The following is a 23,581-nucleotide window of genomic DNA, read 5'->3' as shown; positions in this document are numbered from 1 at the left end:
GACGGGATTCACGCCGGAGCGGATCGCCCAACAGAACCAATATTGCCTCGGCACGGCAGAATGCCGCCAAGTCAGCGGTCACAGCTTCACACCCCCGTGTGCTGCTACTCATCGATATGCCGCTGTAGGTTGCAGCACGCTCGATCGGCTGTCAAGCCACAGTGGCGGCGGGCTTCCTCATCTGCGATACGACCTGGGACGATTACTTTCCGTCAAGAGTTCGGGCATTTGAAGGCTTAAGCCCGTTTGCTGCTTGCTCGGAACCGCCCCCGGTCGTCCATCGTGGATGCTCCCGGAGCCCACGATCCGGACCGAGCTTCGGCGCTTGGCAGGCGACCCACTGTCGTGCATGATGGGCGCGACCGTGACGGATGAATCACGCACCGAGCACCGTAAGTTCATCGCGAATTTGCTGAGGGTTGCAGGGCGAATAATTCACTACGGTCGTTTTTATTATTCTCGGGGGAGGATGACACAAACGTGTCCCAGTTGACCAAAGAATCCACACCACGGACGTCTTCTCGGCGTCGATCACTGGCGTTGACCGCCGCAGCGCTCATCGGCGCCGCCGGCCTCGTGGCACCGCTGCCGGCGTCTCCCGCACAGGCGGCGACCGACGCCTTCAGCTGCACCGGAGCGGCCGCGTTCTTCAACTCGACAACGACCGGCACGCTCGTCCGCCGCCAGTACAGCACCCCGGGCCGGGACGGCGGCGTCTTCACCGCCGCCACCACCGTCGGGCCTGCCGGCTGGCAGACGTTCGGCCGCCTGCTGGGTGGGCCGGACGGTCGGGTCTACGGCATCAACTCGACCGGGCTCAACCGCTACCGATGGACGGGCAGCGGCTGGGAGCCCGTCGACGGCAAGCAGAGCTGGATCATCAGTACGAGCTTCACGAACTACGCGACAGCCGCCTACCGCAACAAGATCACTGTGGACCAGATCGGCGACTTCTACGCCGTCGACGCCCAGGGCAAACTGCGCTGGTACCGGTTCGACGAGTCGACGCGGAAATGGACCATCGACGCGCGCGTCATCGACACCGGATGGGACCGGTACAACCTGATCGTGGCCGGGGCCCCCGGCACCCTCTACGGCCGGACGTCCGACGGCAAGCTCTACCGACACCGGTTCGACCCGGCGAGCCAGCGGTGGATTCTCCGTGACAGCCTGGTTGGTCCGAGCGGCTGGCAGACATTCACCAAGGGGATCTTCTCCGCCGGCGGCGACACGCTCTTCGGCATCGACAGCGCCGGCAATCTGTTCCAGTACCGCTTCCGCGAGGACAACGGGTCCTGGTCGCTGGCCGGTGACAAGATCGGCACCGGCTGGGAGGGCTTCCCGAACGTCTTCACCACCACCAACACCTGCCGGCAGGGGGCGATCACCAGCCCCGCGCTGCCCGCCACTCCGGCGCGGCAGAACGCCCCGTTGGCGGTCGTGCAGGCCCCGGCCGCCGGCACCGCGCTCGGCAGTCTGGAGATCGCCTACACCGACACCATCGGTCAACTGCGGCACGGACGCGCGAACCCGGACTCGCTGTTTTCGGTCCAGTGGTCACCGGTGCCCGGCACCGAGGCGTACACCGGCAAGCCGTCGCTGGTCTCGGACGCCCAGAGCCGGGTCACCATCGTTGCCCACGAGACCACCAGCAACGTGGGTTCGTTGACCCAGAAGACACCGGCCATGCCGGACTGGAACCCGTGGCTCGCCCTCGGTGGGGCGATGCGCTCGGAGCCGGCCGCCGTCCGGCTCTCCGACGACACCCGCGCGGTCTTCGCCCTGGACGCCGATGGCGCACTGTGGCACCGCCGGCAGGACGGCACGGCTGGAGATCTGCTTCCGTGGACGCCGCTCGGTGGCACCGGCCTGACCGGTACGCCGGTCGCCGTGCCGGGCGCGGACGGCACGGCCGCACTCCTGGTGGCCAACGCGGCCGGCACCCTGCAGGCGGCCACGTACAAGGGTGGCGCGCTGACCTCCGCCTGGACGGGGCTGGGTGGCGCGGGCTTCGTGGACACGCCGAGCGTGGTGACACTGCCCGGCCGTCGCCTGATGGTGTTCGCCCGACACACCGACGGAGTGGTCAAGAGCCAGTTGCAGAACCTCGACGGCACCTGGCCCGGCACCTGGAACGCGGTGGGAGACAGCGGTATCACGCCGGCCGGCTCCCCTACCGCGGTCCTGAGCCCCAACACCGGCCGCATCTCGGTGTTCACCCGGACGGCCGACGACACCATCCAGCACAGCCGACAGACCGCCGCGGGCTCTACCGCCTGGGGCAACTGGGCGACCGCGACGGTACCGGACGAGACCTATCCAACCGACCCGACGGCATTCGTCTTCCAGAACTCCAGTGGCATCCGACTGGGGTTCGTGAGTCGGACCGCCAACGGTTCGGTTCGGCTCTACGACACGGACGAGTCGGCTGCCTCGCTCGCCACTCGGGCCGCCCCAGCCGAGGGCATTTCGTTCACCAGGCAGGAGATTCAGCAGCCACGCGACAACTGACCAGGATCGGGCCGGCGGCCGTCGGGGCGACACGCCCGGCGGCCGCCTCAGCTTGCCCGCTGTCCCTACTCTGAAGGGGCCGCGACGCCACTTCGGCAAGTCGGGGCCTTAGCGCCCGCACCGCCGGGCGGATAGAAGTAACCGGATGATCTGGACGAAGTTCAGAAGCGACCGCACCCCTCGCCGACTCCGCGCCGTGTCCGACCTGCGGTTTCCTGCCAGCGGACGTCACCATCTACGAAATCGGTATCCCCATCTGAGCGACGACGACATCGTTCTCGTCGAGACCGCGACCCGGCAGTGGTTCCGGATCATCGCCCGCCAGCCCAGCGCGAAGCTGTCCATGCCCTCGGTGGTCGTGGACGACCTGTGGCAGGAGCTGACCCTCCATGCGCGGGACTACGCCACCTTCTGCGACGCCGCGTTCGGACGCTCTACGCACCACCGACCGACGTCGGCGAGCGGCGACACGACCGACGCCAACCGCGGGCCTCTCCTGCTCGCCACGCTGGGCCACGGCCGGCGGGACGAGGGGTGCGGCCCAACCGGGCTTCCCCTGTTGTTCCGGGTGGACCAGGAACTGCACATTCACGATGGCCACCGCTACCTGGCCGACTGCGGAGGCCGTGGTGAATGCTTCCCGGTCTCCGGCCGGGTCTGCCTGCAACACCTCGCCGGGCCGGGCAAGCGGCCCAAACCACCCGGCATTCGAGGCGACCTGCCCTTCCTCGACGGCCGTCACGGCTACGCCGGCGGTGCGGGCGGCGGTGGCGGCGGCGATCTCAGCGGCGGGGTCGATGGCGGAGGCGGCGACGGCGGAGGCGGTGGGGGCAGCAACTGAGGTTGCGGAACACGCGTGACAACCTCAGCTGCGGCCGGTCAGCGGGGTCACCGAGCGGTCCGTGCCGTCGTAGCTGCGGGCGGCGTCGAAGTCGCCCGTCGGACGCTGTCCACCAGCGACGGCACGGGCCAGCCGCAGGTCCGCGTTGCGGAACCGCAGAGCCAGGCTCAGGTGCGGCACCCACGCGTCGGGCGCATGCCACGGGCGGTGTCCGTCTGCCTCGGCGAGAACGTCCCAGACGGCGGCGTGCAGCGCGGTCAGCGCCGGAGTGGGTCGGACAAGCCAGACCAGTGGGGCGCTGCCGTCGAGGACGACGACCCGGTCGAGCGTCACCGGCACCGGGAGCGCGGCGTCGAACAGGTCGGTCAGGCGGTGCTCGACCCCCGGCGGGAACTCGTCGACGGCGGCGAGAGTGAGGTGCGGCCGGTTGGTCGGGTGGATGTTGCGGGCCAGGCTGGGCAACCCGGCGGCGGCCAGCCGGCCCCAGACCGCCCGGACGGCGACCTCCAGGCCGGGCGAGCAGACCAGTTCCACCGTACGCACCCGCCCACGCTAGCCGGGCGGTCCACGCCACCCCCACAGATCGGAACCGAGCCGCACCCTTCAGGCTGGGTGGCGGCGGGGAGCGTCCCCGACGGAGGCCGGGTTGACCTCACCCGCGATCCGGGCGCGGTGGGTCAGGTCGAAGATGGCGACGACGGTGATGGTGGCCGCACCCAGCAGACCCACCGCCAGCGGCGGGAGTCGCGCCGCGACCGGGCTCAGGATCAGGCACGCCACCACGGCCGCGAGGCAGTGCCTCGTCAGGCGGCCGAACACCCAGATCTCGAAGATTATTCGCCCGATGAGAAAGGTCAGTGGCCCGACCAGGATCGCCACCACGTTGCCGGCGGACCGCTGCGCGTCGGGCTCCTTCAGCATCAGCTCGCCTCCGATGCCGGTGAGCAGGATGCCCGCCACCATCACCAGGTGGGTGTAGCTCGCCCGCAGGTTGAGCCGGTACGGGTCCACCGCAGTGTCGATCTTCACGGCGAGGCTGCTGGTGGTGCGATAGAAGTAGGTCCACCAGAGGAAGACCACCGTCCAGAAGGTGAGCAGAAACGCGGTGGTGTCCGCCAGATCCCGCGTTGAAAGCCGGTAGAAGTTGCCGGTGGCCAGGATCGTCTCGCCGAGGGCCAGGATGATGAACTGCCGGTACCGCTCGTTCAGGTGTTCGCCCGAGAGGTGCCACTCGTTGGCCCGCGCCCGGCCGAGCCACGGTACCGGCCACCCCAGGACCGGCCCCGAGTAGTCGATCGCCAGCGCGCATGCCCACAGCAGGACTCGGGCTTCGCCGCCGCTGGCCGCCGCCCCGGCGAACCAGACCGTCGCCGACATCAGATACCAGACGACTCCCCGTACCGGCCGACGCCAGGCCGGGGTGCCGCGCAGGTAGAGGGCCATGACCAGGGTCCGGCCGAGGTGGATCCCAAGGTACGCGCTCACGAAGACAAAGCCCTGGTCACCGAACGCGTCCGGAACGTTGATGGACATCAGCAGACTGCCGAGCATCACGCAGATGATCAGGATCTGCACTGTGGGTCGTTCGCAGTCGAGGCTGTCGGTGGCCAGATTGGTGTTGTACCAAATCCACCAGAAGGCCAGCAGGAAGATCACGGCCTGGGCGTCGGCGAGCAGGCTGGGCTCCTCGACCAGAGTCGCCGACAAGCGACCGAGGGTGAAGATGAAGACGAGGTCGAAGAACAGCTCGACGGCACTGGACCGCACCGGGTCGATCGGACCCGCCGCGACTTTCCTGGGCATTTGTCCATCTTCGCAGCCGGTTGGGAGGCGTGGCCTCGACTGCCCTTCTTGATCAGCGTCCGTCCACTCACGCTTCGGGTCGTCAGCGAGGCGCGCCGACGGTCAGAGCCAGCCGTTGTCCCGGGCGGTGCGCACCGCCTCGGCCCGATCGGCGGCACCGAGCTTCTGCACGGCGGCGGAGAGGTGGTTGCGTACGGTTCCGGTGGACAGGTGTACCCGACGGGCGATCACCGCGACCGGGGCGCCGACCTCCACCAGACGTAGCGTCTCCAGTTCCCGAGGGGTCAGCGGGCACGGGGGCAGGGTCAACGCGTCGGCGGCCAGCGACGGATCGACGTAGCGCCCTCCGGCGTGCACCCGGCGGATCACGTCGGCGAGCGCCCCACCCGGCGAGCCCTTGGGCAGGAACCCCCGGGCGCCGGCGGTCAACGCCTGACGCAGGTGGCCGGGGCGACCGTGCCCGGTCAGCACGACCACCGCGCAGTCGGGTCGGACCCGGGTCAGCTCGGCGGCTACCGCGATGCCGTCCAGGCCGGGCATCTCCAGGTCCACCACGGCCACGTCCGGGCGGTGTGCCAGCGCCGCGGTGACGGCTGCCTTCCCGTCGGCGGCGTGTGCCACCACCTCGATGTCCGGTTCCAGGGCGAGCAGCGCGGCGACGGCTACCCGGATCAGGTCCTCGTCGTCGGCGAGCAGGACGCGGATCACGACGGCGCCGGCACTGTGGCTTCGAGGGTGAAGATCGCGTCCTCCCGGCGTACCCGCAACTCGCCCCCGGCAGCGGCGAGCCGGTCGGCCAGCCCGCGCAGGCCGTGGCTGTGCGCGTCCGGGCCGCGGTCGTCGGCGCCGTCGTTGGCCACCGTCATCCTGGCCACGTCATCCTCCCGATCGATGCGGATCCGGCACCAGTCGGCCCGGCTGTGCCGCAGCACGTTGGTGCTCGCCTCGCGCAGCACCGCCGCCAGCTCGATGGCGGCGGACTGCGGCAGGTCCGCCGGCAGCGGCAGAACCGTGCACCGCACCCCGCAGGAGCGCAGCACCCCCACCACCGCGGTGAGCTGTTCGTCGAGGTCGACGGCCCGATAGCCGTGCACGGTCTCCCGTACCTCGCTCAGCGCGGAGGCGGCCAGGCGTTGCACCTCGGCGGCTTCCCTCCCGGCCCGTTCCGGGTCGACCGGGGCCAGCCGGGCGGCGAGTTCGGCCTTCAACGCGATCACCGTGAGGCGGTGCCCCAGGACATCGTGCACGTCGCGGGCGAAGCGCAGCCGCTCCTCGGCGGCGGCCAGCCGCGCCTGGGCGGCCTGGCCCTGCCGGGCTTCCACGAGCAGGTCCCAGAACCAGACCTGGAACCCGTTGACGGCGGCCACTGCCGCGCCGATCCCACCGGTCACGGCGAGGTGGCGCGGAACGGAACCGCCGGTCCACCAGGCCACCGCGACCGCCACGGCCAGGACGCCGACCGCGACCGCCAGCCCGGCCCGCCACCGCACCAGCAGCGGTGTCATGCCGATCAGCGCCGCACCGAGCCAGGCCCAGGTTGGCCATCTGCCGGCCGCCACCGGACCCACCAGCGGAACGGTCAGCACCGCCACCCCGACCAGACTCAGCTCGGCCCGACGCCGCCAGCGCGGCTCGAGCCACGGCGTCACGGCCGCGTACAGCACGACGGTCTGGGCGATCACGAAGGCGAGGATGCCGACCGCGCCGAGTGTCACCCGGCCCGGGTCGGGCTCGCGGGTCAGGCCGACCGCCGGTAGCAGGACGCTCGCCCAGACGCCGGTGGCCAGCGACACCAGCGTCGCCCGCCGGGCGCCACGCAGCCGGCGGTCCGCCCGGGGAGTCACCGCCTCGCTCGCCACGCACCGATCCTAGGACCGCCCGGCGCACGGTCCACCCATGCGAACTGTCACGGTCGGGCCGTGCGGTGCGCACCGTTTTCCCGTGACGAACGGGTCTGCCGCCCACACCGGGGTCACCGGCAGGGTCGAGGCATGGAAAACACCCGGATGTACGCGGACAGTCTCACCGCCGTACCGTCGCCCGCGCCCCTGCCCACCGACGAGCCGACCCCCTCGGCCCCGACACCGACCAGCGCGGCACCGACCGCTGCGGCACCGGCCAGCAGCAGACGGCGGCTGCTGTGGCATCTCGGCGAGATGGCGGTGGCGATGGTCGCCGGGATGCTGCTGCTCGGGCCGTTGTGGGAGCTGGCCGGCACCGCTCTGGGCGTCGGCGACGCGCTGGCCCGGCCGGAGGTCGCCGCACTGGTGATGGCCACGAACATGACCGTCGGGATGACGGTGGGGATGCGCTACCGGGCGCACCGCTGGCACGCGGTCGGCGAGATGGCCGCCGCGATGTACGTCCCGTTTCTGCTGTTGCTCGTGCCGTTCTGGGCCGGACTGATCGACGCCGACGCGCTGATGCTCGGCGGTCACCTGCTGATGATCCCCGCGATGGTGCTGGTGGCTCTCCGACACCGGCACGAGGCGTCGGCGCCGGTACGCCGAAACCGGGTCGTGGTGGCGCTCGCCCACCGCTGGCCGGCCGGGTTGGCGCTGCTGATGACCGTGGACATGTGGTTCGACCCGAGTGTGCTCAGCCCGTGGACGATGCTGGTGCTGCCCGGCGGCTACCTGGTGATCGGCGTGGCCCGCCGCACGCTGGGCGGGCGGGGCGTGCTCGCCACCCAACTTGCCGGTCTGGCCATCTGGGTCGCCCTGACGCTGGTCGCGGTGCTGGCCGGCGGGCGGACCGCCGCCTGGCTGGTGGCGTTCGGGTGGTTGGCGCACGCCGGCTGGGACCTGGCGCACCGCAACGGCCGGGTGGTGCCGCGCGGCTACGCCCAGTTCTGCGTGGTGCTCGATGTGGCCCTGGCCGCGGTGATGGTGCTGGCCATCCTGACCACCGACGCCTGATCGAGGTCGCCGTCGGGGTCGCGGGACAGCCGCAGCACGGGCCGGGGGACAGCTCTTGTGGCGGTCGGCGCAGCGGCTCGGACGGCGTAATGAAAGGCTTGGCACATGAGTTCCGCACCTGCACAGCACGACGCACCGATTGACGCACCGATTGACGCCACCCCCGACGGCACCGACGAGGTGAGCGCCTTCACCGAGCTCGGGCTCCGCGCCGAGCTGCTGGGCGCGCTCGCCGCCCTCGGGTACGAGGAGCCGACCCCCATCCAGCGCGAGGCTATCCCACCGCTGCTGGAGGGTCGGGACCTGCTGGGTCAGGCGGCCACCGGCACCGGCAAGACGGCTGCGTTCGCGCTGCCGCTGCTGAACCTCATGGCGGCACACCGCCAGGGCGGCGACCCGGTGGCGCTCGTGCTGGTGCCGACCCGGGAGCTGGCGGTACAGGTCTCCGAGGCGTTCCACCGCTACGGCAAGGACCTGGGCGCGCGGGTGCTGCCGATCTACGGTGGGCAGCCGATCGGGCGACAGTTGCGGGCACTGGACAGCGGTGTCGACGTGGTGGTGGCCACCCCGGGCCGGGCCCTCGATCACATCGCCCGGGGCACCCTGCGCCTCGGTGGGTTGGCCACGGTGGTGCTCGACGAGGCCGACGAGATGCTCGACATGGGCTTCGCCGAGGACATCGAGGCGATCCTGGAGCACGCTCCGGCGCAGCGTCAGACGGTGCTCTTCTCGGCCACCATGCCGTCGCGCATCGACGGGATGGCCCGCCAGCACCTGCGCGAACCGGTGCGGATCGAGATCGGCCGGGAGCAGCAGGTCGCGGGTGAGGCGCCCCGGGTGCGGCAGAGCGCGTACATCGTGACCCGGGCGCACAAGCCGGCCGCGCTGGGTCGGGTGTTGGACGTGGAGTCCCCGACCGCGGCGATCGTGTTCTGCCGCAGCCGGGAAGAGGTCGACCGGTTGACCGAGACGATGAACGGTCGGGGCTACCGCTCCGAGGCGCTGCACGGTGGCATGAGCCAGGAGCAGCGCGACCGGGTCATGGGCCGGCTGCGGGCGGGCACCGCCGACCTGCTGGTGGCCACCGACGTGGCGGCCCGTGGGCTGGACGTCGAGCAGCTGACCCACGTGGTCAACTACGATGTGCCGTCCGCCCCCGAGTCGTACGTGCACCGGATCGGTCGGGTGGGTCGGGCTGGCCGCGAGGGCGTGGCGATCACTCTCGCCGAGCCGCGTGAGCACCGGATGCTCAAGACCATCGAGCGGGTGACCGGCCAGCGGATCACCATCGACAAGATCCCCACCGTGGCCGACATGCGCACCCGGCGGCTGGAGCTGACCCAGGCGGCCCTGCGGGAGAGCCTGCTGGAGGACGACCTCGACCCGTTCCGGGTGATCGTGGAGACGCTGACCGACGAGTTCGACCTGATGGAGGTCGCCCTCGCCGCCGTGAAGCTGGCCCACGAGGTGACGTCGCCGGGCTCCGACGACGAGGAGGAGATCCCGCAGGTTCCGGTCCGTGGGCCGCGCGAGGGTCGACCGGAGGCCGGCGGCCGGGGCGGCGACCGGCGGGGCGGGGGCCGGCCACGCTCCGGCGGCGGCAACACCGTCCAGGTCTTCGTCGGCCTGGGCCGACGCGCCGGGGTGCGCCCGCAGGATCTGGTCGGCGCGATCACCGGTGAGACCGGCATCCGCGGCCGGGACATCGGCTCGATCGAGATCGCCGACCGGTTCTCGCTGGTGGAGGTGCCGCAGGGGGTGGCCGACGAGGTCATCTCCGGGTTGCGCTCCAGCACGATCAAGGGCCGCAAGGCCACAGTGCGCCGCGACCGCGGCGGCGACGAGCGCTGAGCACGCCGTCGGCGACCGCCGGAGTACGACGGTCGCCGACGCGCCACTGCCCGGCGAGGCCGCGGGAAACGCGAGCACCCGCCGCCCCGCGGTGCTAGCCGATGTTTCCGTTGACCACGTTGTTGGCCCCGACCAGCGACGCGCCGCCGGACCGGTGGTCGAACGCCCGCATCACGTTGTTGGTGACGATCCAGTTGTTGCTGGTGCCGATGGTCATGATCGGTCGGTCCTGGCGGCGGGGCGTCGCGTCGTCGTAGAACTGGTTGCCGATCACCTGGCACATGTCGGCGTCACGGCCGAGGATCCCGTTCGCGCCGTTGTCGTGGATGTCGAGCCCCATGATCCGGGTACGTCCGGCTGAGGAGACCTCGATGCCGTTGGTGGCGTTGCGCCACAGCCGGCCGCCGATGAACTGGGTCCCCCAGACCTGCCGCAGGTCGGCGCCGCTGCCGGTGCCACTCGTGCCGTTCGACTCCAGGTAGACGTTCTGGAAGATGTTTCGATGGGCGGGTTCGCGCAGCTCCACGCCGTTGCCCCGGCATCCCCAGACATGCAGATTGTCGAAGAAGCAGGCGCTGTCGAGCAGCCGTATCCCGGTCTGGCACTCACCGACCCAGACGTTGAGGAACTCGTTGTCGTACGCGACCTTGTTGACGAGGATGCCGACGCCGAGGCAGTCCTCGATGTTGATATCAGTGATCTTGTTGGCGTGGGCGCTGGTGTCCGCGTCGTTGCCGAGGAACTCGATGGCGTGGCTGCCCGAGTTGCCGAAGTGCAGGTGGTGGAAGGTCGACCGGGGGCCACGGATGGTCAACAGCACGTTGGAGGTCCGCATACCGTAGAAGTGCACGTTGGAGATCTGGTTGTACTTACCGCTCGAGACCAGACGACCGGTGTAGCCCGGGGCCGGCTGGATGATCGCCGCGCCGATGTTCTCGCCGGTCCAGGTCACACTCGTCGGGAAGCGGACCTCCGCTCCGAGACCGAGTGCGCCCACCGGGTGGAAGATCTCGCCGCCACCGGCCGGCAGCAGGTTCAGCGCGGCGGTGACCTTGTCCGACTCGTCACTGCCGTCGAGCCGGCAGCCGACCCGCGGGTCCCGGAGGCTGAGCGGGGCCTCCCGCACGGTCGTGACGGGCGGCGATCCCGCCTGTTCCGCACCGGCAAGGGTGGCCACCGTCGTCGCCACCGCGGCGCCCGCGCCACCGGCGAAGAGCACCCGCCGTCCCAACCGTCGGCCCGTTGGATCTGACCGTTGTGGCACCGCCGGTGGTACCGCACCAGGTGCGCTCACGATCGGTTCCATACCTCTCCCCCGTTGAGTGCCACCTCGAGCGGCGGGCAGACTCTACTGTGCATTGTCGCGTGCTGGCCGACGCGGATCAGAGGGCGTACGGGCCGAAACGGCCCCAGGCCACCACGGCGGCGAGGACGAGCAACACAGCGCAGGCGACAGCACCCTGGATCTCGGTGCGACGCCCGTCCCGGGTGGTCTGCTGCTCGCGGGCACGCAGGTGCACCAGGATGCCGCCGATCATGACGATGACCAGTCCGACGGCGGCGAGCGGGGTGAGCACTGTGGCGATGCCGGTGGCGGCGGGCAGCACGAGCCCGGCGGCGGCCAGCAACTCGACCGCGCCGAGCGACTTGACCTGCGACGGCGGCACCGGGTCCACCCACCGCATCACGTCGCGCAACTTCTCCTTCGGCTGGCTCAGCTTGGCCAGTCCGACGCCGGCGAAGACGGCGGCGAGCAGGATCTGAATGATCCAGAGCACCACGTTCACGGGGGTTCCTCCAGGGGGCCGCCTCGCGGCGGAGAGGTGGTTGACGGTGCAGACGAGACAGTAGACCTCCCCCGCGTACCGAAAGGGCCCCCGCCGTCGGAAGACGGCGGGGGCCCGATGGTCGGAGCGTCAGACCGCGAAGAGCGCCGGACCGTCCAGCGTCTTCACGTCGGCCGGGCGCAGCGCCAGGGCGAGCACGTCGGCCACGTCGGCCAGGGTGTGCACGGTCAGCGCCTCGCGCACCTCGGTCGGCAGGTCGTCCAGGTCGGGCTCGTTGCGCGCCGGGATGATCACCTCGGTGAGGCCGGCCCGGTGCGCGGCGAGCAGCTTCTGCTTCACCCCACCGATCGGCAGCACCCGACCGGAGAGCGTCACCTCACCGGTCATCCCGAACTCGGGGCGGACCGGGCGACCGGTGACCAGCGACGCCAGGGCCGTGACCATGGTGATGCCGGCGCTCGGACCGTCCTTGGGCACCGCGCCCGCCGGGAAGTGGACGTGGATCCGACGTCCGGCGAGAGCGTTCGGGTCGATGCCGAACCGCCGCCCGTTGGATCGCAGGTAGGAGAGCGCGATCTGCGCCGACTCCTTCATCACGTCACCGAGCTGGCCGGTCAGGGTCAGCCCCGGCTCGCCCTCCATGCTGGTCGCCTCGATGAAGAGCACGTCCCCACCGGCGCCCGTCACGGCCAGACCGGTGGCCACGCCCGGCACGGCGGTACGCTCGGCCGATTCCGGGGTGAACTTCGGCCGACCCAGGTAACCGGAGAGGTTGTCGGCGCCCACGCGTGCCGGCGTCGGGTCCGTCGCCAGCGTCACCGCCACCTTGCGCAGGATCTTGGCCAGGGCCCGCTCGAGCTGCCGGACGCCGGCCTCCCGGGTGTACTCCCCCGCGATCAGCGCGAGAGCCTCATCGGCGACGCTGACCTCGTCGACGGTCAGCCCGGCCCGCTCCCGCTGCCGGGGCAGCAGGTGGTCGCGGGCGATGGCGACCTTCTCGTCCTCGGTGTACCCGTCCAGGGTGACCAGCTCCATCCGGTCCAGCAGCGGGCCGGGGATGGACTCCACCACGTTGGCGGTGGCCAGGAAGAGCACGTCGGACAGGTCGAGGTCGACCTCCAGGTAGTGATCCCGGAAGGTGTGGTTCTGGGCCGGGTCGAGCACCTCCAGCAGGGCGGCGGCCGGGTCACCGGCGTAGCCGGCGGCCAGCTTGTCCACCTCGTCGAGGAGCACGACCGGGTTCATCGAACCGGCCTCGCGCAGCGCGCGGACGATCCGACCGGGCAACGCCCCCACGTAGGTGCGTCGGTGCCCGCGGATCTCCGCCTCGTCGCGGACACCGCCGAGCGAGACCCGGACGAAGTTGCGCCCGAGCGCCCGCGCCACGGACTCGCCGAGGCTGGTCTTACCCACCCCGGGAGGACCAGCGAGGGCGAGCACCGCGCCGGAGCCGCGACCGCCGACCACACCGAGGTTGCGCTCGGCACGCCGGTTGCGCACCGCCAGGTACTCCAGGATGCGGTCCTTCACGTCGGACAGGCCGGCGTGGTCGGCGTCGAGCACCGCCCGGGCCGCGGCCAGGTCGGTGTTGTCCTCGGTACGCGTGCCCCACGGCATCTCGAGCACGGTGTCCAGCCAGGTACGGATCCAGCCCGCCTCCGGGGAGGCGTCGCTGGCCCGTTCCAGCTTGCCGACCTCGCGCATGGCCGCCTCGCGTACCTTCTCCGGCAGCTCGGCGGACTCGACGCGGGACCGGTAGTCGGCAGAGCCGTCCGGCTCGTCCTCGCCCAGCTCCTTGCGGATCGCGGCGAGCTGCTGGCGCAGCAGGAACTCGCGCTGGGACTTCTCCAGCCCCTCGCGGACGTCACTGTTGATCTGCTCGGTGACCTCCTGCTCGGCCAGGTAGTCCTTCACCCAGCCGACCAGCAGCTCCAGCCGGGCGGTGACGTCCGGCGCGGCGAGCAGCTCGGTCTTCTGCTCCAGCGTCAGCCAGGGCGCGTAGCCGGCCGAGTCGGCCAGCTCGGAGAGGTCGGTCATCCGCTCCACCGCGTCGATGACCTGCCAGGCGCCCCGCTGCTGGAGCACGGAGGTCACCAGGGCGCGGTACTCGCGGGCGAGTTCCCGGGCCCGACCGGCGTAGGCGGGTTCGTCCAGCTCGGTCGCCTCGACCCAGAGGGCGGCACCGGGGCCGGGCACGCCGGAGCCGATCCGGGCCCGGGACAGGCCACGGATGACGGCGGCGGGCTCACCCTCGGGCAGCCGGCCGACCTTCTCGATGGTGGCGACCACGCCCACCGGGCCGTACTCGCCGTCGATGCGCGGCACGGCCAGCAGCTTGCGGTCGCCGGTCGCACGCGCCGCGTCGATCGCGGCCTGGGTGGTGGGGTCGAGGGTCACCGGGATGACCATGCCGGGCAGCAGCACGGCGTCGGTCAGGGGAAGTACCGGAAGAGTTGCCATCGAACACCTGCTATCGCGTTGAGTTGAGCGTGTCTCACTCAAGTAACAAAGCGTTCCCCTTGTTCCAGCCTGTGACCCAGACCACTCTTCCACCCGGTCCGTCGGGTCGCCCGGGACCGGCGGACGACCCGAAGAGATACCTCAGGTGAGCTTGCTCTTCACCGTGTTCTTCACCGAGCCGGCCACCCCCGGGTTGGTGCCGTAGAGACGGGGGTCACCCGGGGGCAGCACCGGTTCCGGCGCGTTCGCCCTCGGGTTGTCGTCGTACCGGAACTCGCCCTTGCCGTCCGGCGAGGGCCCGGACGCCCAGCGCCCCTGGGCGGCGTCGGTGCCCGAGGAGAAACCCAGGTAGGTGTAGCCGTACTCCGCAGTGAGCTCGCCCGAGTCCGGGAAGGCCTCCGGCACCGGCATCTCCTCCAGCCCGTCCTCCTTGAGCTGCTCGATCGCCGCCAGCCACATGTTCTGGTGCATCGTGTCGCGGGCCAGCAGGAAGCGCAGCATCTGCTTGACGCCCGGGTCGTCGGTCATGTGGAACAACCGGGCGACCTGGAGCCGACCCTGCGCCTCGGCGGTGACGTTGAGCTGGAAATCGGCCAACAGGTTGCCGCTGGCGGTGATGAACGCGCCGTTCCAGGGCACCCCGTTGGAGTCGGCGGGAAGGGCGCCGCCACCGCCGTGAATGAAGTGCGCCGGATTCTCACCGGCGTACGTCGCGGCGCCTCCCGGGTCCTCCGCGATCCCCTCGGTCAGCGACAGCGGCGCGTTGTCCAACAGCCGGGTGATCATCGTGACGATCATCTCGACATGGCCCATCTCCTCCGTGCCGACGTCGAGCAGCAGGTCCTTGTACTTGCCGGGCAGTCGGCAGTTCCAACCCTGGAAGAGATACTGGTTGGCGACCGTCATCTCGCCCCACTTGCCGCCCAACACCTCCTGCAACCGGCGGGCGAACGCCGCATCCGGGCCGTCCGGCTTGGCTTCGAACTGCAGATCCTTGACGTGGCTGAACATCCAACCTCCTCGGTACCGGAAATAGGTAGCGAGGCCGTTCCCGCCGCGCTGACCCGAGCGGGCCAACCGGTGTCCCGCCCGGGTCAGCGCACCGGGCGAACCATCGGCAGCAGCACCTCCAGCGCCACTCCACGGGGCCGTAGCCGGTGCGCCCGCAACGCTCCCCCGTCCGTCGCGACGAGCTGTCGCGCGATCCACAGGCCCAGACCGGACATCCCGACGGCCGGCGCCGGACGCCGCAGCGCGACCAGCAGCGCATCGTCGACCCGGCCCTCGTCGGTGACCAGGATGCTCAGGCTGGAGCCGCGCAGAGTGGCGTAGAGCCCGACCTGGCCGTCCGGCGGCCCGTGAAGCAACGCGTTCTGCACCAGGTTGACCAGTACCTGTCGGGTTCGTCCGGCCGGCACCGGACAGGAGGCCGCCCGCCGGGTGGCCCGCGCCCGCCGACGGCCCACCGGCACCAACGCGGCAGCCTCCCGCAGGATGCCCGCCAGCGCAACGGCCGGCTCCGGCTGCGGAGTCGGCGTCAGCACGCCGGTGCCGGCGGTCGCGTCGCGCAGCAGGCTCTGCAGGTGAGCGGCCTGGTCGCGGGCCAGCTCACTGAGTGCCCGCCGGTCGTCCCCGGTCAGCTCCCGACGCTCATCGGCCAGCGCGCGGGTCAGCGAGGTCAGTGTGCTGATCGGTGTCCGGAACTCGTGGCACAGCACCCGCAGCAGCAACTCCGAATCGGCCGCCGTCGGTCGTCTCTCGCCGGGTGTCGGCTCAATGGGGCGCAACCCTCGCAGCAGGTCCCGCAAACCATGCCGTACGCGCATCCACCCGACTCCTCTCGTTCGGTGCGAACCCGCATGATCGGTACCCGCTGGGGAACGGCGCAGACATGCCGGGAGCCTCCACCTTGCGACTCGTCGTCGTGGACGATCACCCCCTTTTCGTCCGCGGCCTGGAGTTACTGCTCCCGATCACCACCAACGGCCGCGCCGAGGTGGTCGCCTCGACCGGCGACGCCGCCGCGGCGGCGGCCCTGGTCAGCAACTACTGCCCCGACCTGGCCCTGGTCGACCTGCACATGCCGCCGCCCGGCGGCATCCGGGCGGTGGCCGCGATCCGGCGGACCACCCCACGTGTACGGGTGGTCGCGATGTCCGGTTCCGCCGAGCCCGGGCCAGCGGTGGAGGCGCTGCGGGCCGGCGCCGAAGGGTTCCTGCCCAAGACCAGCGAACCGGAGGAGCTGCTGCCCCCGCTGCTGGCCATCCTCGACGGCTGGGCAGTGCTGCCGGCCGAACTGCTGCGCGCCATGCTGCGGCCCACGCGCTCCGCGCCCGTCGACCTGGACGGCGAGGAACGGCGGCTGCTGCGGGCGATCGCCGCCGGCCGCAGCACCGTCGACATCGCCGAAGAACTGCACGTCTCCGAACGGACGGTGAAACGGATGACCGCCGCGTTGCTGCGCAAGTTGCGGGTCTCGAACCGGGCCGAGGCGGCTGCCGTCGCCGGCCACAGCGGCATCCTCGGGGAATGAAGCCTCGGCACCGAACCGATTCACGGTTTTGCTCTGCAACGGAATCGCGACGCGCCGAATGAATGGAAGGCATATTGTTGCGGATTACCGGGGTGATAGGTCAGACTTTGGACACATCCCGCCGCACACAGGGAGTAATCGGCAATGGCGAGAAAAGTAATCACGGTCCTGACCGACGACCTCGACGGTGGGAAGGCCGACCGGACGGTTGAGTTCAGTCTCGACGGCGTGGCCTACACGATCGATGTCTCCGACGAGAATGCCGGCGTCCTGCGCAAGGCGCTCGATCCGTACATCAATGCGGGTCGGCGGATCGGGCGCGGCCCGGTGGAGAGCACCCGTTCAGTCCGGCGACCGGGGCGACCGGCCGGCGCGGGAATGGATCGGGAGCAGAACCGGGCCATCCGGGAATGGGCCGTCAAGAACGGCTACAAGATTTCCGAGCGGGGCCGGATCCCGGTTGAGGTCGTTGAGGCGTACAAGAGCCGCTGACGCGACTCGACGGGGCCCCGCCGGAAACGGCGGGGCCCCGTCGTTTGTCCGGGCACCGGAAACGAAGCGGCGGCCGGCCACCCCGGGTTGTCGCCCCGGGTGGCCGGCCGCCGTTGGTACGTCAGCTCAGTTGACGTCGATGCGCACCGAGTCGAAGGCGGGGGTCTGGTTGGCCCGCTCCATCATCGGCAGGCGGTGCGAGCCGTCACCGGCCCAGACGGAGCACTGGGCGGTACCGGACTCCGGCAGGCCCGGAATCTGGATCGTCACCTCGTCGGGCTGGGCGCCACCGCGGCCGTCCTCGGTCGCGACGAAGAACGCGGGCACCTCCTGCGGCTCCGGCGGAGCGGTCAGGCTGTCCAGCATCCGGCAGGCGGTGTGGAAGTGACCGCGGACCAGGCCCTGGTCGTTGAGGAGCGAGCTCTCCACGTAGTAGCCACCCTGACCGGCGGCCAGGAAGCGGTCCCGCACCAGGTTGCGGGTGCTGACCCGCAGGGTGAAGGGCTGGTTCTGGCCGACCTGCTCGGGGAACTGGGTGATCAGCAGCGACGGGTTGTTGGCCGCCGCGCCGACCTCACCGAACTCGGTGCTCACGCAGCGGTTGCCGTTCTGGAAACCGTCGTGCGGCTGGAGGCGGCTCTCGTCGCAGTCGTTGGCGAGCACGCCGAGCCCGGCGCCGGGCGCGGTGCCACCGCCGTTGTTGCCGCCACCGTTGTTGCCACCGCCGTTGTTGCCGCCACCCGGGGTGGTGGTGGGGGTGGTGCCGCCGCCGTTGTTGCCGCCCGTGCCGCCGGTGGGCTGCACCTGGCACTCGGCGAGCTGCGCGAGGCCCTGCGGCCGGGGACCGACCCGGTCGATGGCGGTCGTGATCCGGTCCAGCACGGCGCGGCGCTTGCCGGCCAACGGCTGGAGGATCGCGCTGCGGATGAACGCCTCACCCTTGTTGCCCTCGGCGGCGAGCCGGCGGTCCGCCTCGGCGATCTGGGTCTGCAACTGGGCGAGGTTGCGGTCCACCTCGGCTCGCGCCCGGTTCGGCACCTGCGGCAGTTTGGCCGTCACATCCGGACAGGCGATGGCCGTACCGGTGCCCACCGTGCCGTCCTTGCCGTCCTCGCACTCGGGGACCGACTGCTGTCCGTCACCCCAGTGATTACGTACCCACCGACCGTTCTGCCAGGTCCGGCTGGTCGAGCCGCCGCCGGTCGGCGCGGTAGCGCCCGGGCTCGGCTCCACGCACTGCCCGGCAGCCGGACGTGGCTTATTTGTCCGCCGGTCCTGGGCCGACGAAATCTGAGTCACGGCGACAACTCCGCCGAAGACCGCGAGCGTGCCGACAACTGCCAGCAGACGCTTGCTCCGCGCGTTGCCGGAAGGCCGGCGCGCCCGAGTGGACCTGCGCATCGAATTGCTCTCCTTCTCGATCCGGTAGTGGATTTCTGCCCTCGGCGGACCGACGGATGTGAGGTGGCACGCCGCGGTGGCGACCCACCGTGACCTACCCGGTAATGCGTCGATGGCCGACGATGCCCTTTCCGCACCGTCTCCCGCGTCCGGTGGACGCGGATGGGGAGATCCTGTTCATTCGCGCAGGAGTACGGGGCGGCGGCCGGGAAGGTTCAACAGACGCACAGGAAATTGCCGCGGCCGGACACGGAGCCGGTGCGGAGCTGGGATCAGCAGGTGAAACGGGCGCTGGTCAGTCTGCGCAGAGGTGGTCGAAGCCGAACCCGCCGACCAGTTCATGGCGGCGCTGGCTCAGTGCGGCGATCTGCGCGGTCCACTCGGCGCGCGGGAGCAGGTCGGCGACGGTGTTCTCCCGCAGTCGTTCCCCCACGGCGACGGCGGCGAGATCCTCGGCCAGCCGGGCCGCGTCGATACCGCAGGAGAAACGGTGTTCGGTCACCGAGACCTGCTCGATGAGGCACGCGTCGGGGCGTACCTGCACCCAGCTCCACCCCTGTGCCGGCCCGTCCACCCAGCGGACGTGCAGCCCTCGCACGATCGGGTCGGCCACCTGCCCGGCCACGTACGCCTCGACCGCCGCAGCGCGGGTCAGCGCGCCGAGGTCGTTGACCGGCCCGGTACGCCCGTCCGGCAGCCGGCCCAGGATGTCCCGGAAGCCAACCGGCGCCGGTTCGGTCCCGGCGGCGGTGGCCCCGCCCGCGGCGTAGGCGCGCGCGTCGATCACGTACTCGACCAGGCGGCGGCCATGCTCGGTGGCGCTCAACGTGGGCGAACCGATCCGCAGAACGGGCAGGCCGGCGGCCGCGCTCACCGCGTCCGTGAGTCGCTCCACGCGTTGCTCCGCAGAGCCGGGAGACGGCACCGGGCCGATCTGCACGGCGACGACCGGACGGCCGGTGTCGGCGGCGTGGACAACGAAGTCGAAGCTGGCCCGGCTCGCCGAGGTCCACTGGCTGCCAGTGACACCGGGTGGGCGGCCCTGGACCAGGTCAGTGAGCCGGCGTGCCGCCAGGACCCGATGGCCGGCGCGGCTGAGCAGCGCGTCACGCCCCGCCTCGGCGGGCATCGCCCGCAGCCACCCGCGGTCGTCGCTCCCGATGCTCGTCATCTGCCTGATCCATCCGCCGGTCGGTCGAGCCGGGCCGAGTCTAGGTGGTCGATCATGGACCACCGACTTCTCATGTGACGCGGATCACAGCAGCGCCGACGTTCCAGGAATGGTCGTCGGGTGTATCCAGCGACCGCCGGTACCGGACCGGCCCGGAGGTGACCATGTCGCGACAGCAGTTCGGCTTCCTCGCCGGGTTCCTCGCCGTGGCGGTCTGGGCGCTCGCCGGCGTCGGCGTGGCCGCCCTCGCCGTGCTCGCCGGTCTGCTCGGCTGGCTGGTCGTCCGGGTGCTCGACGGCGACCTCGCGGTGACCGGTCTCGGCGACCGCCGTGCCGACGCTCGGCGGCGCCGATGACCACCCGCCCGTCCGCGGCGACGAACCCCGGCACCGGACTGGCCGCCGGGACGACCGGTCCGGAGCGCCGCCCGGGCGACACCTCGGACGTCGCGCGGATCGCGGTGCAGGCGGCCAGCCTCGTGCCGGGCGTGTCCGTCGTCCGCCCGGCGGCTGTCCGCCTGGATGACCGGTCCGTCGGACTCGACCTGCACCTGATCACCTGGTACGGGCACAGCGTGCCGACGATCGCCGAGACGGTCCGGGCGGTGGTCACCGACCGGGTGGCCGCCCAGACCGGGCTCAGCGTGGCGGTGGTGACCGTCACCGTCGACGACCTGCTCGTCCCCGGCGTCGACTCCTCCGGCGTCGGCACCGCCACACCGGAGGACGGCTGAGATGCGCACCGCCAACCGGGTCGCCTCGTTGTTGCTGGCCACCGCGCTGCTTCTCGGTGGCGCCGCGGTGGCCGTCCAGGCGTTGCTGCTCACAGTGCACCGACCGACACCGCTCGACACCAGCGGCTGGCTCGACGCGCTGAGCGGCACCCGGTGGCGCGACCCGACCGTCCGGGCCGTGGCCGGCGGGGCTCTCCTGCTGGGCCTGGCCATCCTCGTCGCCCAGCTGAGCCGCTGGACACCGGTCCGCCTGCGCGCCGACGAGGGAGACGGCTGGTACCTGCACCGGCGCTGTGTGGAACGGCGGCTCGCTGACGCCGCCAGCGCGGTGCCGGGCGTCCGCCGCGCCCGGGTCCGGGTCCGACGGCGCGGCGGCCAGTGGCGCCCCCGGGTCCGCGCGACCGGCGACCCGGCGGCGCGGGCGGAGATCGAGCTCGCCGTACACCAGGAGTTGCGCCACCTCGCCGCACCCCGCCCCGCCCGGATCGACGTGCGGCTGCTGCCCCGGCGACGGCCGGCGTGACAAACGCCGGGCACCGACTGCTGTGGACCATCATCGCGCTGCTGCTGGTAGCGGGCGGCGCGGCGGCGCTGACGGCCAGCCTCGGCACGTTGCCCGGCGCCGACCCGGCGGCGGTGCTGCTCAGCGCCGAACTGGTCGACCGCTGGCGGAGGGCCGCGCCGTGGAGCACCCTGGCCGCCGCCGTCGCCGGAGCGCTGTTCGCACTGGCTGGACAACGCCTGCTGACCCGGGAGCTGCGGGGCCCGGACGGCACGCTGCGCGGCACCCTGAGCCACCCCGGACGCCGACCCGGCCGGACCCGGCTGGCCACCGACGTTCTCGCCGACGCGCTGGCCCGCGACCTGACCGGCAACCCCGGGGTACGCCGGGCCCGGGTGGTGCTCACCGGCGCGCCACCGCACCCCGACGTGTGGATCCGGGTGGACCTCACCGCCGACGCGCCGACCGCCGGCGTACGCGAGCACGTTCGCGCCGCGGTCCGCCGATTCGCGGCGACGACCGACTGCCAGCCCGCGCACCTCGACGTGACCGCGCGCATCGAGCCCGGCCGCCCCTGACCCGACGCCGACCCGCAGGGCATGATCGGGGTCGGCGGCGAACGGAGGTACGCGGGTGCGGGTGGTGTCGCTGGTGCCGTCCCTGACCGAGGCGGTGGCGCTGACCCTGCCGGGAGCGCTGGTCGGGGCCACCGACTGGTGCAGCCACCCGGCCGGGCTCGACGTGGCCCGGGTCGGCGGCAGCAAGTACCCCGATCTGGACCGGGTGCGCGCGCTGCGTCCGGACGTGGTGCTGCTGAACGTTGAGGAGAACCGCCGGGCCGACGCGGAGGCGCTACGGGCGGTCGGCGTACCGGTGCGGGTCACCTATCCGCGGACCGTTCCCGGCGCGTTGACCGAGCTGGGCGACCTGCTGACCGAACTGGGCGCGCCGACGGAGCCGGACTGGCTGCGGGCCGCCCGGCGGGCGTGGGCCACACCGCCCCGGCTGACGACGACCCGCCGCGCGGTGGTGCCGGTCTGGCGTCGGCCGTGGGTGGTGCTCGGCGGTGACACGTTCGCCGGTGACGTGCTGCGCCGCCTCGGCGTGGTCAACGCCTACGACGAGCACCCCGAACGCTATCCGCGCCCGACTCTCACCGAACTGCGCGAACGAGAGCCCGACCTGGTGGTGCTGCCCGACGAGCCGTACCGGTTCACCGCCGACGACGGGCCGGAAGCCTTTCCTGGCGTACCGTGCGCCCTGCTCTCCGGGCGGCACCTCACCTGGTACGGCCCGTCCCTGGCCGAGGCGCCCGCGCTGCTCGCCGATCAGCTGTCCCAGCCGGTGCTGGCCGGCTGACCCTGGCCGCCGCCCGACGGTCGGGACGCGGCCCGGCGGCTCAACCGGCGGCCCGGCGGCTCAACCAGCGGCCCGGCGGCTCAACCAGCGGCCCGGCGGGCTCAGCCGTCGGTTCGGCGGCGGGCGGCCAGGGTGCTGGCGCCGATGGAGACGGTCAGGGTCAGCAGCACCACGGCCAGGGTCAACCAGACCGGCAGCTTGCCCACCGGCGTCTCGGCGAGAATCAGCTTCAGCCCGGCGAAGGCCAGTAGCAGCGCCAACCCGTACCGCAGATAGCCGAAGTGGCGCAGCAGGCCGGCGAGGCAGAAGTAGAGGCTGCGCAGCCCCAGGACGGCGAACGCGGTGGCCGTCCAGACCAGGAAGGTGTTGGTGGTGATGGCAAGGATCGCCGCCACCGAGTCGATGGCGAAGACCACATCGGTGGCCTCGATGGCAACGAGCGCGACCAGCAGCAACGTCGCCACCCGCCGGCCGGCCACCCGGGCGGTGAACCGGTCGCCGTGGTAGCGGGCGTCGGTGGGCACCAGCCGCCGGAACAGCCGGACCACGACGTTGCGTTCCGGGTCGACGTCCGGCTTCCCGCGTACGGCCAGCCGCCAGCCGGTCCAGATCAGGAACGCGCCCAGCACGAACCCGGCCCAGGCGAGCCGGTCCAGCAACTCGGCACCGGCGAAGATGAACAGCAGCCGGAAGACGAGTGCCCCCACGACACCCCAGAACAGCACCTTGTGCTGGTAGCCCGGCGGCACCTGGAAGTAGCCGAAGAGCAGCGCGAAGACGAACACGTTGTCCACCGAGAGCGCCTTCTCCAGCAGGTAGCCGGAAAAGTAGGCGATGGCCGGGTCACCGCCGACGCCCCACCAGACGACCAACCCGAACAGCAGACCCGCGCCGATCCAGACGGCGCTCCACAACAGCGCCTCGCGGAGCTCGATGACGTGATTGTCCCGGTGCAGGAGCACATCCACGGCGAGCAGCACCGAGATCACCGCGCCGACCGCCGCCCAGGCCCACAGCGGGACGGCGACCGTCGCCTCAGCCACCGACGCCCTCCGCATCGACCACCGCGCACCGCCCGTCAACCAGGCCGGCCGGCCCCTTTCCGAGCCTAGGTGAACGCCCGACCCGGCATCGGACGGTCCACCGAAGTCGGGTCGGGCAGCACCACGGCGACCTGGCGGTCTCCAGGGGCAACGGCTGAGGCTCTGGGCTGGCGCCG

General features: G+C 71.6%; 23 protein-coding genes. 11 read left to right on the top strand and 12 right to left on the bottom strand.

The window, feature by feature from the left end; translation table 11 throughout:
• Positions 1–540 precede the first annotated feature (540 nt).
• Positions 541–2,511, top strand: coding sequence for a tachylectin-related carbohydrate-binding protein (locus MED15_RS28310; protein WP_167457753.1), 1,971 nt, complete (start codon positions 541–543; stop codon positions 2,509–2,511).
• 145 nt (positions 2,512–2,656) lie between these two features.
• A complete protein-coding gene (locus MED15_RS33660; protein ID WP_167457752.1) occupies positions 2,657–3,352 on the top strand; it encodes a glycine-rich domain-containing protein in 696 nt (231 codons plus the stop codon).
• Positions 3,353–3,376: 24 nt separating this feature from the next.
• Here MED15_RS33660 and MED15_RS28300 read toward each other — a convergent pair whose 3' ends face one another.
• The 4 genes from MED15_RS28300 to MED15_RS28285 all read right to left on the bottom strand — a co-directional run bounded on the left by MED15_RS28300 (position 3,377) and on the right by MED15_RS28285 (position 7,014).
• A complete protein-coding gene (locus MED15_RS28300; RefSeq protein WP_112737387.1) occupies positions 3,377–3,895 on the bottom strand; it encodes a 2'-5' RNA ligase family protein in 519 nt (172 codons plus the stop codon).
• Positions 3,896–3,955: 60 nt separating this feature from the next.
• Positions 3,956–5,155, bottom strand: a complete 1,200-nt coding sequence (locus MED15_RS28295; RefSeq protein ID WP_112731364.1) for a low temperature requirement protein A — start codon at positions 5,153–5,155, stop codon at positions 3,956–3,958.
• A gap of 102 nt (positions 5,156–5,257) precedes the next feature.
• Positions 5,258–5,863: a response regulator transcription factor gene (locus MED15_RS28290; protein ID WP_112724805.1), complete on the bottom strand. Its 606-nt coding sequence runs from the start codon at positions 5,861–5,863 to the stop codon at positions 5,258–5,260.
• Positions 5,860–7,014: a sensor histidine kinase gene (locus MED15_RS28285; protein ID WP_112587155.1), complete on the bottom strand. Its 1,155-nt coding sequence runs from the start codon at positions 7,012–7,014 to the stop codon at positions 5,860–5,862. The genes MED15_RS28290 and MED15_RS28285 overlap by 4 nt, the downstream gene beginning before the upstream one ends.
• Positions 7,015–7,146: 132 nt before the next feature.
• Between MED15_RS28285 and MED15_RS28280 the strand changes: the two genes are divergently transcribed.
• The gene (locus tag MED15_RS28280) at positions 7,147–8,073 is read left to right on the top strand and encodes a hypothetical protein (protein WP_181541596.1); all 927 of its coding nucleotides are present in this window, start codon (positions 7,147–7,149) and stop codon (positions 8,071–8,073) included.
• A gap of 105 nt (positions 8,074–8,178) precedes the next feature.
• Entirely contained in the window at positions 8,179–9,924 is a 1,746-nt protein-coding gene (locus tag MED15_RS28275) for a DEAD/DEAH box helicase (RefSeq protein ID WP_225855296.1), read from the top strand.
• A gap of 94 nt (positions 9,925–10,018) precedes the next feature.
• Here MED15_RS28275 and MED15_RS28270 read toward each other — a convergent pair whose 3' ends face one another.
• From MED15_RS28270 to MED15_RS28250, 5 genes are all read right to left on the bottom strand, one after another.
• Positions 10,019–11,155 (bottom strand): right-handed parallel beta-helix repeat-containing protein, encoded by a 1,137-nt coding sequence (locus tag MED15_RS28270; protein WP_208646738.1) that lies wholly within the window; start codon positions 11,153–11,155, stop codon positions 10,019–10,021.
• 151 nt (positions 11,156–11,306) lie between these two features.
• Positions 11,307–11,711, bottom strand: a complete 405-nt coding sequence (locus MED15_RS28265; protein WP_112587159.1) for a DoxX family protein — start codon at positions 11,709–11,711, stop codon at positions 11,307–11,309.
• 129 nt (positions 11,712–11,840) lie between these two features.
• Entirely contained in the window at positions 11,841–14,171 is a 2,331-nt protein-coding gene (gene lon / locus MED15_RS28260) for an endopeptidase La (RefSeq protein ID WP_112737383.1), read from the bottom strand.
• 141 nt (positions 14,172–14,312) lie between these two features.
• Positions 14,313–15,182: a manganese catalase gene (locus MED15_RS28255; protein ID WP_112724803.1), complete on the bottom strand. Its 870-nt coding sequence runs from the start codon at positions 15,180–15,182 to the stop codon at positions 14,313–14,315.
• 83 nt (positions 15,183–15,265) lie between these two features.
• On the bottom strand, positions 15,266–15,997 hold the full coding sequence (locus MED15_RS28250) for a sensor histidine kinase (protein WP_146754563.1): 732 nt from the start codon (positions 15,995–15,997) through the stop codon (positions 15,266–15,268).
• A 98-nt stretch (positions 15,998–16,095) separates the two neighbouring features.
• Here MED15_RS28250 and MED15_RS28245 point away from each other — a divergent pair, with 98 nt between their 5' ends.
• Together MED15_RS28245 and MED15_RS28240 are read left to right on the top strand one after the other, a co-directional pair.
• Complete coding sequence (locus MED15_RS28245) at positions 16,096–16,704, top strand: response regulator (protein WP_244220622.1); 609 nt, start codon at positions 16,096–16,098, stop codon at positions 16,702–16,704.
• Between the two features lie 144 nt (positions 16,705–16,848).
• Positions 16,849–17,196 (top strand): histone-like nucleoid-structuring protein Lsr2, encoded by a 348-nt coding sequence (locus tag MED15_RS28240; protein ID WP_091397759.1) that lies wholly within the window; start codon positions 16,849–16,851, stop codon positions 17,194–17,196.
• Between the two features lie 126 nt (positions 17,197–17,322).
• On the opposite strand, the gene MED15_RS28235 is transcribed toward MED15_RS28240, so the two are convergent.
• Together MED15_RS28235 and MED15_RS28230 are read right to left on the bottom strand one after the other, a co-directional pair.
• Positions 17,323–18,597, bottom strand: a complete 1,275-nt coding sequence (locus tag MED15_RS28235) for a hypothetical protein (RefSeq protein ID WP_112737381.1) — start codon at positions 18,595–18,597, stop codon at positions 17,323–17,325.
• A 295-nt stretch (positions 18,598–18,892) separates the two neighbouring features.
• Positions 18,893–19,768 carry a PDDEXK family nuclease gene (locus MED15_RS28230; protein ID WP_112724802.1) on the bottom strand — a complete coding sequence of 292 codons (876 nt, stop codon included), beginning with the start codon at positions 19,766–19,768 and terminating at the stop codon, positions 18,893–18,895.
• A 164-nt stretch (positions 19,769–19,932) separates the two neighbouring features.
• Here MED15_RS28230 and MED15_RS28225 point away from each other — a divergent pair, with 164 nt between their 5' ends.
• The 5 genes from MED15_RS28225 to MED15_RS28205 are packed head-to-tail and all read left to right on the top strand — an operon-like array spanning position 19,933 to position 22,362.
• A complete protein-coding gene (locus MED15_RS28225; protein ID WP_146754562.1) occupies positions 19,933–20,124 on the top strand; it encodes a hypothetical protein in 192 nt (63 codons plus the stop codon).
• Entirely contained in the window at positions 20,121–20,501 is a 381-nt protein-coding gene (locus MED15_RS28220) for an Asp23/Gls24 family envelope stress response protein (protein ID WP_112737379.1), read from the top strand. Before MED15_RS28225 ends, MED15_RS28220 begins: the two co-directional genes overlap by 4 nt.
• Position 20,502: 1 nt before the next feature.
• Positions 20,503–21,024, top strand: coding sequence for a DUF6286 domain-containing protein (locus MED15_RS28215; RefSeq protein ID WP_112587173.1), 522 nt, complete (start codon positions 20,503–20,505; stop codon positions 21,022–21,024).
• Positions 21,021–21,581, top strand: coding sequence for a hypothetical protein (locus MED15_RS28210; protein WP_112602063.1), 561 nt, complete (start codon positions 21,021–21,023; stop codon positions 21,579–21,581). Before MED15_RS28215 ends, MED15_RS28210 begins: the two co-directional genes overlap by 4 nt.
• 55 nt (positions 21,582–21,636) lie before the next feature.
• Positions 21,637–22,362, top strand: coding sequence for a helical backbone metal receptor (locus MED15_RS28205; RefSeq protein ID WP_112602064.1), 726 nt, complete (start codon positions 21,637–21,639; stop codon positions 22,360–22,362).
• Positions 22,363–22,463: 101 nt separating this feature from the next.
• Here MED15_RS28205 and MED15_RS28200 read toward each other — a convergent pair whose 3' ends face one another.
• The gene (locus MED15_RS28200) at positions 22,464–23,420 is read right to left on the bottom strand and encodes a TerC/Alx family metal homeostasis membrane protein (protein WP_112737377.1); all 957 of its coding nucleotides are present in this window, start codon (positions 23,418–23,420) and stop codon (positions 22,464–22,466) included.
• Positions 23,421–23,581: the final 161 nt, after the last annotated feature.

The sequence above is a fragment of the Micromonospora noduli genome (assembly GCF_003264475.1).
Lineage (GTDB): Bacteria > Actinomycetota > Actinomycetes > Mycobacteriales > Micromonosporaceae > Micromonospora > Micromonospora noduli.
This window is presented reverse-complemented; position numbering and strand designations above follow the sequence as displayed.